General features: G+C 44.2%; 11 protein-coding genes. 10 read left to right on the top strand and 1 reads right to left on the bottom strand.

Annotated elements, in window-relative coordinates; all coding sequences use genetic code 11:
• Positions 1-32 precede the first annotated feature (32 nt).
• The 4 genes from MHH50_RS18125 (at position 33) to MHH50_RS18110 (ending at position 5226) form a co-directional block, all read left to right on the top strand.
• Complete coding sequence (locus MHH50_RS18125; protein WP_076182507.1) at positions 33-1814, top strand: sensor histidine kinase; 1782 nt, start codon at positions 33-35, stop codon at positions 1812-1814.
• Positions 1815-2016: 202 nt separating this feature from the next.
• The gene (locus MHH50_RS18120; protein ID WP_076129833.1) at positions 2017-3366 is read left to right on the top strand and encodes an extracellular solute-binding protein; all 1350 of its coding nucleotides are present in this window, start codon (positions 2017-2019) and stop codon (positions 3364-3366) included.
• Between the two features lie 83 nt (positions 3367-3449).
• The gene (locus MHH50_RS18115) at positions 3450-4388 is read left to right on the top strand and encodes a sugar ABC transporter permease (protein ID WP_076129834.1); all 939 of its coding nucleotides are present in this window, start codon (positions 3450-3452) and stop codon (positions 4386-4388) included.
• 1 nt (position 4389) lies between these two features.
• Positions 4390-5226, top strand: coding sequence for a carbohydrate ABC transporter permease (locus MHH50_RS18110; protein WP_175619013.1), 837 nt, complete (start codon positions 4390-4392; stop codon positions 5224-5226).
• A 78-nt stretch (positions 5227-5304) separates the two neighbouring features.
• Here MHH50_RS18110 and MHH50_RS18105 read toward each other — a convergent pair whose 3' ends face one another.
• Positions 5305-6219, bottom strand: coding sequence for a helix-turn-helix transcriptional regulator (locus tag MHH50_RS18105; protein WP_340033243.1), 915 nt, complete (start codon positions 6217-6219; stop codon positions 5305-5307).
• A 173-nt stretch (positions 6220-6392) separates the two neighbouring features.
• Here MHH50_RS18105 and MHH50_RS18100 point away from each other — a divergent pair, with 173 nt between their 5' ends.
• The 6 genes from MHH50_RS18100 to MHH50_RS18075 all read left to right on the top strand — a co-directional run bounded on the left by MHH50_RS18100 (position 6393) and on the right by MHH50_RS18075 (position 13895).
• Positions 6393-8504, top strand: a complete 2112-nt coding sequence (locus MHH50_RS18100; protein ID WP_340033242.1) for a glycoside hydrolase family 52 protein — start codon at positions 6393-6395, stop codon at positions 8502-8504.
• A 184-nt stretch (positions 8505-8688) separates the two neighbouring features.
• A complete protein-coding gene (locus MHH50_RS18095; protein WP_076190973.1) occupies positions 8689-9543 on the top strand; it encodes an AraC family transcriptional regulator in 855 nt (284 codons plus the stop codon).
• 138 nt (positions 9544-9681) lie between these two features.
• Entirely contained in the window at positions 9682-10569 is an 888-nt protein-coding gene (locus MHH50_RS18090) for a hypothetical protein (protein WP_340033241.1), read from the top strand.
• A 33-nt stretch (positions 10570-10602) separates the two neighbouring features.
• Entirely contained in the window at positions 10603-11979 is a 1377-nt protein-coding gene (locus tag MHH50_RS18085) for an ABC transporter substrate-binding protein (protein WP_340033240.1), read from the top strand.
• A gap of 104 nt (positions 11980-12083) precedes the next feature.
• Positions 12084-12974, top strand: coding sequence for a sugar ABC transporter permease (locus tag MHH50_RS18080; protein ID WP_340033239.1), 891 nt, complete (start codon positions 12084-12086; stop codon positions 12972-12974).
• A 12-nt stretch (positions 12975-12986) separates the two neighbouring features.
• Positions 12987-13895 (top strand): carbohydrate ABC transporter permease, encoded by a 909-nt coding sequence (locus tag MHH50_RS18075; protein WP_254847678.1) that lies wholly within the window; start codon positions 12987-12989, stop codon positions 13893-13895.
• The last annotated feature ends 5 nt before the right edge of the window (positions 13896-13900 follow it).

The following is a 13900-nucleotide window of genomic DNA, read 5'->3' as shown; positions in this document are numbered from 1 at the left end:
TCAGATGGATAGCAAAGGGGATGCCTTCATTCATGTTTATCTGGGGCCGAAGATCCAAAAGTATATTTGTTAAATTCTCCGCTTCCTTTTTATTAGTCGGCCTAATTCCGCTTTTTGCACTTAGCTACATTTCTGTGCAGACGTTTTCCGGATATGTCGAGCGTTACACAACAAGCAATTTGCAGCAAATGGTGCTATATATGAGCTATAACCTGAATTCAGCCTTTAATCAGTACAATGAGGTCTCTAAGCTGATGTATACGGGACGATATGAAGGTTTTATCGAGAGTTATTCGCAGAATCAAACCTATAATGTAAATGAGCTGGAGCAGATCAATACGATTCCTATTGAAACCTTTCTAAAAACAGTTCTCTACAGTGATTCCTACATCACCAGTGTTTATTTTCATAGGGAGTCAGACGATAAGCTCTACTATCAGGAAAAAGAAAACAGAGGGGTCAATTTTGATTTGCTGCCTTATCAAGAGTGGTTAACTAAAATGGCTCCAAATCCTTCACAAGTGGCTATTTTCCCTACCCATTCCGAAGAATATTATACAGGTTCAAAGCGCAGTGTGTTCACCATCGGCCGTACTTTAATTGATATTTCCGGGCGTGTCACCAAAGATCCCAAGATAGTAGGGACCTTGTTTATGGATGTGGATGTTTCGTTATTTAATCAGTTCTTCAGAGAATTAAATCTGGGGGGACAGGATGAATTATTCCTGCTGGATGGCGACGGAAATGTATATTTCACGAATGAGACAAGGTCAGCGAATGGAGAGGCTTTTCGGGCTAAAAAGGACGAGGAGATGATCGTTCTCAGTGAAGAGATTCCTTTTCTTAAAGGCACGGTGACTGCCAGAATTCATCGAGCAAATTTATTCGATCAGCTTTTTTCAGCCCGTACGACGGTGTTTATAGCGATGTTTATTTGTGCGATTGCAATGATCATCATGGGCGTCTGGTTCTCTAGGCGGCTGGCTGCTCCGATTCGGAACTTAATTAAGCAAATGGCTATCGTAGAATCCGGTAATTTGGATACCCAGATGGTCGTGAACAGCAATGATGAAATGGGTAGACTTAGCCATGGTTTTAACCGAATGGTCGAGCGTTTACAAGCCTATATCGATGAAGCTTACGTTGCCCAGATCAAGCAGAAGCAGACGGAGTTAAATGCTCTGAAGAGTCAGATTCGTCCGCATTATTTATACAACACCCTGGAAGTCATTCGAATGAATGCGGTGGATAAAGATAATGATGAGGTCGCAGATATGATTTTATCGCTCTCTAACCAGTTGAAATATGTAATCGACTATGGAGAGGACAGGGTAAGCATACGACAGGAGCTGGAGCATCTACGGGATTATTTCTATATTATCTCTGTGCGGTATGAGAATAAATTTGAGCTTGTAGTCGATCTCTCACCCGAAGTGGATCTGAACTGGTACATTCTGAAATTGTCACTTCAGCCGATAGTTGAAAATGCTATCCAGCATGGCTTACGCAGTCAAGGCAGAGGGACAGTTGGATTGACGATCGAAAAGAAAGATGAAATGCTGTTGGTTACGATCTATGATGATGGAATCGGTATGAGCAAGGAAAAGGTACAGCAGTTGGCTGAAACCTTGGAAGAGCCTAGTTCGCCTAGCAAAAATGTTGGACTTAAAAATGTACATGAACGAATTCGTACAGTGTACGGAGCAGAATACGGGGTATCTATCAGCAGCCGGGAGCATATTGGGACATCAATTCTATTGTTGCTTCCGATTGTAGAGGATCCGTATAAAATCTCGGATTCGGAGAATGCGTAAAGGATAGACGATGAACGGAAGACTGCGGTCTTTCGTTCTTTTTTTACTTATTCTTAAATTCACCGCATATCCCGCTTAAAAAAGTTCATTCTAACTATTTATAAGGAATGCTATTCTATTAGCAACGGAAACGCTTTCGAGAGATGATGCGCACATCTTGCTTCAGTTTCCACGGTTCACTAAAAGGGGAGGCTATTATGATATGTACAAAAAAACAATGATGAAACTATCCGTATTGTTACTTGCCACAACAACAGTTTTGACTGCTTGCGGTGGAAATAATAATAATGCAGGAAGTAAGGCAACTAATACGCCAGCATCCGAGACGCCTTCAAATACACCGCAAGAGAACAAAAAAGAGGTTAGCTTTACGATAGGTTACGCCTCCGGAGATCCGGCCACCAAAAAAGCTATCTCAGATACGGTCAAAAAGTTTACTGCAGCTAATCCAAATGTCACTATTAAAGATTTGAGCGAAACTTCATCCGCTGCCTATCTTGACTGGCTGAAAACCAAGGATGCTGTGGGTGAATTCCCGGACCTGGTGGAAATGCGGGATACAGAAGTTTTTGCCGATGCGGGTAAGATTGTAGAGCTGCCTTCCGATCTGCTAGATTTATTCGAAGCCCCTCCACAAGTGGATGGTAAGGTGTGGAACGCACCGCTGCAAGTGAACGCTCCCCAAGGGATTATCTACAGCAAAAAAGCCTATGCGGATGCAGGGATCACCGAGCTTCCAAAAACCTATGACGAATTCATCGCCATCCAAGAAAAATTGAAAACATCGGGCATTACTCCGATTGTAGTAGGCGGAAAAGATATTTTCCATATGGGTTTCTGGGTTAACAAATTCCTGATTGATGAGGTCTACTCGAAAGATGCAGATTGGAACTCCAAACGTACCGCTAAAACGGTCAGCTTCACTGATGCTAATGTAGTTCAAGGCATAACGGACTTCAAAGAATTGTTCAAGAATTATGTCGATAAAGGTTGGCTCAGCACGGGCGACAATCAGACCGCTTCGATTCTTGTTTCTGGCAAAGCAGCACAATTGTACTCCGGTACGTGGATGTTTACACAAATCGCTGAAGCAGACCCGAACTTTGAATTTGGCTTCTATGCTCTTCCTGACCGTGAAGGGAAAATCAATGTCATAGGTCTTCCGTCACCTGCAGGCTGGTCTTTATCGGCTGAAGCCGCTAAGGATGCAGACAAAACAGAAGCCATCAAAGACTTTATCCGTTTCTTCTTCGCCCCAGAACAGTATTCGAACTATTTAGCAACGATAAATGCGATTCCTTCAACAAAAGAGAAAGTAACCTATGACACAAGTGAACAAATGCAGGTGGCTTTGGATCTTATTGCTGACCCGAATGTAGTGAAATCGTTGGCGATCAATAACTGGTGGGGAGACAATCTAATCCCTCCACAATTCCGTAACTGGTACTACAAGCTGTTGCAGGATCTCGTGGTAAAAGATGGAGATGTAGCGAAGTACATGAAAGATGCGGATACAGAGTATGACAACCAAGTGAAAGCTAATCAGATGTAAGAGCAGCGCCTGATCGAGCAACCTCTGCTGCTGCAGAGGTTCTCTTTTTAACAAGCGCGGTCTTTAAGGGAGGGAGAGTAGCCATGGCTACATCCGCAGTAAATGCTGACAAGTCATTGATAGGCACTGTGCAGCACAAAAAGAAAAAGAAAAAATGGCAGTCCTACGCTCTGCTGTTCATATTACCATCATTTATTTTGTACACCTTGTTCGTTATCGTCCCTACGGTAGGCAGTGTCTATTTAAGCTTCACCTCATGGGATGGCATTAGCGACAACGTAAGGTATATCGGCTTCGCTAACTTTGTGGAAATTTGGAATAGTCCAAGGGTGCATAACGCACTGAAAAATACGATGATCATGACTATTTCACTTGTTGTTCTAGAGAATATTGCAGCAATTGCAATGGCTATGATGGTCGATAAGGTACGCTGGTTCCGGAATTTATTCAGAAGTGTATTTTATTTCCCTACGTTGCTTAGTGGGATCGTAATGGGTTTCGTCTGGGCGATGATCCTGAATTACAACTTTGGTGTATTTAATCAGATTCTGGAGTCTGTTGGGCTTGGAACCTGGATTGTGGATTGGTTGGGCAATCCTAAATATGCGATGCTGTCGATTATTTTGTCTACCGTTTGGAAAGGCGCGGGGTATTATATGATCATTTATCTCGCTGGATTGCAAGGTATTCCGCAGGAATTGAATGAGGCGGCCAGTATTGATGGAGCAGGGGGCTGGCAACAGTTCCGGCATATTACCTTTCCGCTGCTTGCGGGGTCAATGACTGTATGTATGGTATTATCGATGATCAGCGCCTTGAAGATTTTTGATCAGATTGCCGTCATGACTGATGGTGGTCCGGGCTTTGAGACGGAGACATTAACTTATATTATTTATAAGGTTGGGTTTGGTGAATTAAGACAAGGTTTTGGTACTGCGCTGGCGATGGTCTTGTTCTTAATCATACTTATCATTACAGTCTTCCAAGTGAAGGTTCTCCAGAAGCGGGAGGTGCAGCTCTAAGATGACGATGCAAACACGCAAAAGAGTTGGGCAAATCGCACTTTTCATTGTTACATTATTAGTGGCTATTATCTTTTTCTTTCCTATTTTCTTTAATTTGATGTCAGCCTTCAAGAGTAATGCAGAGATTATGAAGGATGCCATTGCTTTTCCGAAAACCCTTTATCTGGACAGCTTTAAATATCTGTTAACTGAAACAGAGTTTCCAAGGGCTATTCTGAATAGTCTGATTTTGACAGCATTTTCTATTGCGGCACAGGTCTTGATTATTCCGATGGCGGGCTACGCAATTGAACGCAGAAATGCCAGATGGACCCGGTTCATGTTCGTTTACTTTTTAGCAGGAATGATGATCCCTTTTCAGGCGTATATGATTCCTCTGTTTAAAGAGCTTAGAATGCTGGGGTTATACGGCAGCCTTGCCGGTCCAATTCTAATTTATGTAGCCGGTGCGGTGGGCTTTGGATGTCTGCTGTATACAAGCTTTGTCAAAGGCATTCCTAGAGAGATTGAAGAAGCGGCAGAGATCGACGGATGTTCTCGTTATGCGATATTTTGGAAAATTGTTTTCCCGCTGCTAGGACCCGTCACAGCCAGTATGGTGGTCTTAAACGGACTTGGAATCTGGAATGATTTCCTGATGCCGATGCTGGTATTGCCTTCAGGACAGGCTAAAACTATGGTCGTGGAAATTTACCGTTATATCGGAGAATTCTCCTCACGTTGGGATATGATTTTTGCAGGAACAGCAATGTCGGTTGTGCCTGTGCTGATTGTGTTTATCGCCTTGCAGAAGTATTTTGTTAAGGGGATTGCGTCTGGTGCAACGAAGGGTTAATTCATAAAAAGGGATATATCCTGTGACCACTTAGTGGGCTGCGGGGTACATCCCTTTTTTTTGTATGGGAAACAATCACTAAAGCGTATTTGGATTCGCGGTTAAACGGCGGTAGCCCATTGGCGGGAGACCTGTCCAGCGTTTGAATTGCTTGCTGAAATGGGACACATCCCGGTATCCTAGCCGGTGGGCAACCGATTCGACAGATAGACTATTATCCATTAGCAGCAGTTTGGCGTGACGAATGATCAAGCGGGATAAATATTGTCTTGGCGACATGCCATAAATTTGGTGGAAAACACGATTGCAGTGAGTTGTACTGTATCCGAGTTTTGCCGCAATGTGCTCAATACCGCCGCCTCTTTCGCCTGTGCTTGCAGCGGAGGAGACAGATCCTTGCAGCAATCCTTCGATGGCGTTAGCTAAGGCGACGGTATTTTCCGTAGCTTCTGTATCTGCCAGGAGGGGCATCTCCGAAAGTACCCAGCCGCTGAGCGCGGTTAGAAGTTGCAGCGAAGCATGCAATGTAATCAGGCGATTTCTGTGTGTGTCCTTTGACTCTGACAGGATGGAAGAATTTATGATGACATCTAGAGCGGAACGAATGGCTCGCAGCTCCGGGGTATTCCCACTTAGACTAACAGCGTCTGCTGTTAGCAAAGCTCGCCGTAAAATCAGATCATCAATATCAAAATGTAGGCAGTAATAAGTCATGTCACGACTAGCATTCGAACCGAGGCTGCTATGTTCTACACCGGGACGAATGAACAAAATATCACCGCTTTGCTGGATAAAAGATTTATTGCCGACCGTCATATGTTGCTCACCCTGCAGTACAACGTTAATCTCAAACATAGGATGAGTGTGTAAGGGATATTGCCAATCCGGATTTACTTTTCTCCAATGCGCGGCGAAGATATGGAAAGCCGCTTGGATGTCTGGAGACATCTGGCCATCAATAGAATTATGAAAAGCGGGATCATTCGAGATCATTTCAATCCTCTTTTACTGTAAAGTTTGGCTTCATTATAACATAGGTTTTTATCGATGTTTGATTTGCCCAAATAAAAGAAGGCTTTAACCCTGTTGTACTTCCGGAAAGATCGATAACATGGAGATATAGCCCGGAGGTATCCGGGACCATGCTGGAAGGAGTGTTATTATTTATGGCGCATAATCAATTTTTTAATGCCCATCATTCACCGATTGGTGCATTTGCGAGTTTCACTTTAGGATTCAAAGGAGCTAGTGGAGGTTTCGATCTGGAGATTGGAAAACCACCTAGACAAAATATATTCATAGGATTAGAACGTGCTGACGGGAAGGGATATGATACACTGCCATTTCATGAAATCGGGGGTGAGGACGAAAGCAAACGTTATGATATTGAGAATCCGGATCCTAATCCTGATAAGGAGAATATTCTGTTCCCTTTTCAAGAGAATGAGATTTCCAGAGATTTTCATGTAGCCACAGACAGCTGGAGTGCGGGTGATTTGACCTTCCGGATTCTGTCCCCCGTTCGTTCTGTACCGGATCCAGAAACTGCCTCTATAGAAGAAATGAAGGATGTGCTGCTGCCTGCAGTGCTGGTTGAACTCGAAGTGGACAACTCCTCATCCGCCACCTCGCGCCGTGCATTCTTTGGTTTTCAGGGAACAGATGTGTATAGCGGAATGAGAAGACTGGATGATGTATCATCGGAGATTACAGGCGTTGGCCAAGGAAGATTTATTGCGATTGCTGCGGAAAAAGGAACTGCAAAGTCCGCACTGCATTTCACGATGGAGGATATTCTAACGGAGGAGCTGCAGGAGAATTGGACCTTTGGACTGGGACGAGTCGGCGCTTTGATCATGGATGTTCCAGCCGGAGTAAAAGAAACTTACCGCTTTGCTATTTGTTTTCACCGTTCAGGTTATGTCACCTCAGGAATTGATGCTTCTTATTACTACAATCATTATTTCAACAATATAGAGGCAGTGGCTGAATATGCATTAGCTAGATTTGATATCCTTAAGCAAGAAGCGGAGCAAGCTAACGATAGATTTACTCATGATGACCTATCCGCAGATCAAACCTTTATGTTAGCGCATGCGATTCGTAGTTATTATGGCTCCACGCAATTGCTGGACTACAAGAATAAGCCATTTTGGATCGTCAACGAAGGCGAATACCGGATGATGAATACCTTTGATCTTACCGTCGATCAGTTATTTTATGAACTGCGTTTGAATCCTTGGACTGTACGTAATGAACTAGATATGTTCGTGGAAAGATTCAGCTACGAAGATACGGTGCGTTTCCCGGGTGAGGATACAGAGTATCCAGGTGGAATTAGCTTCACACATGATATGGGTGTAGCCAACGTAGTTTCACGTCCGGGATATTCTGCTTATGAGGTCTATGGCATTGATGGTTGTTTCTCACATATGACACATGAACAATTGGTTAACTGGGTGCTGAGTGCAGCAACTTATGTAGAGCATACAGGCGACCGGGGCTGGATGGAACGTAATCTGAGTATTATGGAGAAATGCCTGGATAGCATGGTAAATCGCGATCATCCAGATCCTGAACAAAGAAATGGTGTCATGGGGCTTGATAGCTCACGTACGATGGGCGGAGCCGAAATTACTACGTATGACAGTCTGGATGTGTCTTTAGGTCAGGCTCGTAACAATATTTATCTGGCAGGAAAATGCTGGGCTGCTTACTTGGCTATGGAGAAAATATTTGCAGAGCATGGGCGTGCGGAACAGTCCAAAACAGCAGGGGATCAGGCTGAAAAATGCGCCGCAACAATGGTGGCAAGTGTTACAGCAGACGGGTATATTCCGGCTGTCATTGGAGAAGGCAATGACTCCAAGATCATTCCGGCTATCGAAGGCCTTGTCTTCCCTTACTTTACAGGCTGCAAAGAAGCTCTTGATCGTAATGGACGGTTCGCCGCCTATATTGGCGCACTCGACAAGCATCTGCATGCGGTGTTACAGCCGGGAGTATGCTTATTCGAAGACGGAGGCTGGAAAATCTCTTCAACCAGCAATAATAGCTGGCTCAGTAAAATCTATCTCTCCCAATTCATCGCCCGCAGCATTCTGGGACTGGAATGGGAGGAACGGGGAGCGGCAGCGGATCGTGCTCACGTAGCTTGGCTCACCCATCCGGAGCTTTCCATCTGGAGCTGGAGCGATCAGATTATTTCCGGTGAGATCACGGGCAGTAAATATTATCCGCGTGGCGTTACAGCGATTTTGTGGTTGGATGAGAAATAAGAGTAGATAGTTTCAATAAGTAGAAACGGAATATGCAAAAATACTAAGAGGGGGCTACCCCTCTTTTTAGCTGTTTCGAAGTATACACCTTTCGAAGCTGAGTGGAAATTAATATAGCTTTTACAGCTCATTGACGCGGAGCGTATATAGGCTTGTTATATTGAGGGGAAAAGGGGGATGAAATATGAGAGAAATGGAAGAATCGTCCTTTACCACTACCCAGCCTGTTCTTGCAAGCGATACTTATGGTTGGGATAAGCTTCAGGTTTCACAATGGTATAGCCCGCAGCAAGCTTTCACCCCATCCTCGGAGTCAAAATATTTAATTGGGATTCACTGCACAGCCTACTACGAAAACTATTACACCATTCATATTACCCCTTGTAATGAGAGCCTTCTTTGTCCTTGGGGCAGAACCTCGCTCTATTTTTTGAAAATTGAAATTACACCAGCGGTCATCGAAGAGATTGCTCGTGAATCAGGTTATCTGAAGGAAGGACATATCCAATTGGACCGCAAATTTCATGTCAAGGATTCCAAGCTGCTGCAATTAGGGCTTTGGATGCTGGAGGAATTGCAGAATGGCGGTGCCAAAGGGAAAATATACAGCGACTCTTTATCAAATATGTTAATTATTCATTTGTTACAACACTATTCTTCTGTGATCCCCCAGCACTCAAACAGTAAAACGCCCGCCAACCAAGAGATATTTCAGGTCATTCAATTTATGCGTGAGCGGCTGGAAGATGAGATTCAACTGACTGATCTCGCAACCATGGCTAATATGAGCCAATCACATTTTATTCGGATTTTTAAACAACAGACAGGGTATACCCCCCATAACTATTTAATCCGGCTGCGAATCGAACGTTCTAAATTTCTTATTCGTTCCGGGAAAATTGGGTTGAAGGAAATTGCGTCTCAGGTGGGTTTCGCTGATCAAGGACATTTTACTAGATTGTTCAAACGAGAAACCGGCCTAACCCCAAAGCTGTATGCGAATCAAAGCGCCTCCAAGCCTAATCATATGGTTTATTAATTTTATTCTTGTAAATGAGAGTTTTATTCAAGAAATGAAGTGTTTTGTTCAATTAGAGAGCTGCAGCCAGCTCCTATAATAAGGTTGAAGTAAGGCGTACAAATGCCGAACTACAACCTTATTAGGAGGAGAGAAAACATGAGATTAAAAAGATTATTCAGTCTGATTTGCGCGGGGGTACTTACGACCAGTTCTTTATCTTTAGTAGCATCTGCCACACCTGTCGGACCGGATAACCTAGTAAACACCGAGGTAGAGTCCAGCGCAGAGTCAACTTCAGCTTCAATGATCACTGCTGGATGGCATGAAGTATCCAAGCAAACCTTTTGGGTACTAGATGCTCTTGAAAGAGGACAAGGGGTGGCTACAGACGGGAATTCATGGATCTTTAATTCCTCGTATGGGCTCTTACGGACTGGACTTGATGGAAAATCCGTAAAAGCACGGAATGAATTGGCTATTCCACTGGAGATTGCCTCCCAAGGTGGAGACCATATTGGTGATATTTCCTACTATAACGGTAAAATATACGCTCCTATTGAAGACGGCAAAAACTATCAGCATCCTTACATCGCCCTTTATGATGTGAACACTTTGAAATATACAGGCACATCGTATGCTTTGCCGCTGAATTTGCATATTGGCGGTGTACCATGGGTAGCGGTGGATGCCGCTCGCGGTCAGGTTTATACAGCTCAGTGGAGTAATGCAAGCGTCTTGAATGTACTTAGCCTCGACGATATGCATGTAATCACAACCGTTCCACTTTCCCAAAGCATTGATCGAATTCAAGGTGCCGAAGTGTACAACGGTGTTCTATATGCCTCTACGGATAACGCAACCCAAACGGTTTACCAGATTGATCCGGAGACTGGAAACGTATCTGTGGCCTTTGATCGCAATCTGCCTAGTGGTACTGAAGCTCAGGGAATTGCTGTATTGCCCACCGCTGATGGTGCCCAGCTTCATATTCTTGATGTAGGCTCAAATCGTATTAGTGTGAACTTTCGCCATTATGCATTCTAATTCAAATCCAAGCGAAAAAAGGGGCTAACAGAAATGCTAAAGCAATCCAAAACCATTCTAACGTTATTATCCATTTCGATGTTGGCAGTAGCGGGCTGCGGTCAAGCCAATAACAGTACAGTTGAGGCCAAAGCGAAAGCTAATAACGCTCAGCCTACAGCAATCGCAGCAACTCCTGAATCCACAGAGACTCCAGCTACTAAGCCGGTGGAGATTACCTTTTATTATCCGGTTAATGTGGGGGGTCCTCTTACTAAAGTAATCGATGGGATGGCTAATACATTCATGGAACAGCACCCGGAAATTAAGGTTAATCCCGTGTACACAGGCAATTACGGAGATAATACCGTAAAAATCCAAGCGGGTGTACAAGCCAAACAGCCACCGGATGTAGCGGTCATGATGTCAACAGAGCTGTACAGTATGCTCGATATGAATGCGATTGTTCCGCTGGATGATTATATTGCGAAGGACAAGGACATTCAAATGGAAGACTTTTATCCCGCCTTTGTGGAAGATACTCAATCTGAAGGTAAAACGTACAGCCTGCCCTTTCAGCGAAGCACGATTGTTATGTATTACAACAAAGAAATGTTCAAAGCCGCAGGACTTGATCCAGAGAAGCCACCCACTACATGGGATGAGCTTGTAACTTATGCTGAGAAGCTGAACAAAGACGGTCACGTTGGGCTGGAAATTCCGGGCAATGATGATTCATATTGGATGTTTCAAATGCTTGCTCGGCAAAATACTTCCGATCCGAAGCAAAACATAATGTCTTCCGATGGCAAAAAAGCGATGTTTGATACACCGGAGAATGTGGAGGCATTGCAATTCTGGTTGGATTTGTCCCATAAATATAAGGCGATGCCGGAAGGTGTTATTGATTGGGCTACGGTTCCAACGGATTTCATTCAAGGTAAAGCAGCCATGATGATGCACACAAGTGGCAATTTAACCAATGTAAAAAATAATGCGAAATTCGAATTCGGTGTAGCGTTCCCACCTGCACAAAAACAATTTGGATCACCCACTGGTGGCGGCAATCTGTATATTTTCAAGGACAGCTCTCCTGAAAAACAAGCTGCAGCTTGGGAATTCGCCAAATACATGACGGCTTCGGAACAGGCGGCCCTCTTCAGCAGCTCATCCGGTTATGTTGGCGTAAGAAAATCCGCATATGATACAGATGCAATGAAGAAATATACGGCGGATTTCCCGCAAGCATTGGTTGCAAGAAACCAGCTGGAATATGCGTTCCGGGAATTATCCACTCATAATCATGGTAAAGTATCGACGGCAATAACGAATCAGATTCAAGCGGCATTGGCAGGAGAGATTGATGCCGCAGGTGCGCTCAAAAAAGCGCAAGCAGAAGCAGATCAGGCACTAGCTCCCTTCAATAAGTAATTATTAAGGTATGGGGTACGCCAGGACAGCCTTGGTAGCATGTTCTGGCGTCATTCCATTATTCAATAATCTTAGAAACCTTTAACAGGGAAGGATTGAATGGTATGAATGCCGGATGGAGTGAGAGGCTTAGACGAAACGGATTCGGCTGGGGACTTGTGTTGCCTTCGCTGCTCTTTCTTTGCTTGTTTACTTATTACCCTATGTTTAAATCGCTTTGGCTCAGCTTTTATGAGAAAAACTTAGCAACTCCTGAGCCTTTGTTCGTAGGATTTGAGAATTACGCTAATCTATTGCATGACCATGTTTTTTTGAAGGTGTTCAGTAACAATATATGGTTCGCTCTTGGCACAGTACCAACCTCAATAGTTTTGGCTTTCTTGATGGCACTGTTTGCCGACAAAGCGATAAAAGGGCGGGGACTGGCACGTCTTTCCTTTTTCTATCCGAATATGATCCCAATGATCGCGGTGGCGAACATTTGGTTGTTTCTGTATACCCCTCATTTTGGGCTTTTAGCCAGACTGGCTTCTTGGATCGCAGATCAGCCTGTGAATTTGCTGGGAACACCTGATACGGTGATGGGCGCATTAGTCATCATGATGATTTGGAAAGAAGCCGGATATTTTATGATTTTTTATTTAGCAGGAATGCAGCAGATTCCTAAGGATTTATATGAAGCGGCTGCAGTAAGCGGAGTCAGTACGTTCACTTCCATTCGTAGAATCACAATTCCACTCACGATGCCAACAACATTGTTCGTGGCTGTTGTGGCGATAACGAATTCCTTTAAGCTGGTTGACCATCTCTGGATTATGACAAAAGGCGGCCCGAACAATGCAAGCAACCTGCTGCTTTATTATATCTACGAGTCCACTTTTAATTTCTACGATCAAGGAATGGCCGCATCGATGACGGTGGTCATGATCGTGTTGCTGCTCCTGATTTCCTCTTTGCAGTTTTTTGGCTGGGATCGGAAAATTCATTATGAATAGGAGGTGGAATCCGTGGAGGATAATCCATTAAAGCTGCACTTAGTATTAAGGCAGAATACACGTAAAGCTTTAGAAGAGGAGCGCATGTTGAACTTAGAAAAAACGAAGCGCCGAATCCAGCAGATACTGTGGCATGTGGTTGGATTTACTTTTGCCGCGGTCTGGATCATTCCCTTCCTATGGGTGGTCAGAACGGCTTTTTTACCTAAAGACGTCGCTATCGATTCGGGCTGGTCTTGGGGCTTTACGTTCGAGAATTTGATTCATGTCTGGAATGGAGCGCCTTTTGGACGATTTTTAATGAATACATTGCTGGTGTGCGGTGTTGTGCTAGCTGTGCAACTCGTTACGATGACAATGGCTGCTTATGCGTTCGCACGAGTACGTTTCTTTGGAAAAGAGCTGCTGTTCCTGTTATTTTTGGTGCAAATTATGGTGCCGCCGGATGTTCTTATCTTTTCCAACTATCAGGTGTTGAACGAAATGGGTCTGCTGGATACCAAGCTGGGGATTATGCTGCCTTACTTTGCCTCCTCCTTTGGAGTGTTTCTCTTAAGACAATCCTTTAAGCAATTACCCTATGAGCTCGATGAAGCTGCCCGGGTGGAAGGCGCCTCACGGCTGCGTATTCTTTCCAGAATCTATGTTCCACTGTCACGCCCGATTTATGTGTCCTTTGCCATCGTGTCGGTCAGCTTTCATTGGAATGATTTCTTGTGGCCGTTAATTGTAACCAATTCAGAGGAAAATCGCTTGTTAACTGTAGGATTGGCGATGTTCGCAAAAGCCACGGAATCAGGCGCACAGTGGTCTGATGTCTGCGCGGCTACGCTGATTGTCTCGGCACCCTTAATGATTGGATTTTTATTGTTCCAACGGCAAGTGATAGGTAGTTTTATGAGCTCTGGCATTAAAGGTTAGGAGGA

The organism is Paenibacillus sp. FSL H3-0302 (assembly GCF_037982245.1).
Lineage (GTDB): Bacteria > Bacillota > Bacilli > Paenibacillales > Paenibacillaceae > Paenibacillus_AQ > Paenibacillus_AQ odorifer.
Note: the sequence above shows the minus strand (reverse complement) of the source record. Positions and strands in the feature narration are given on the sequence as shown.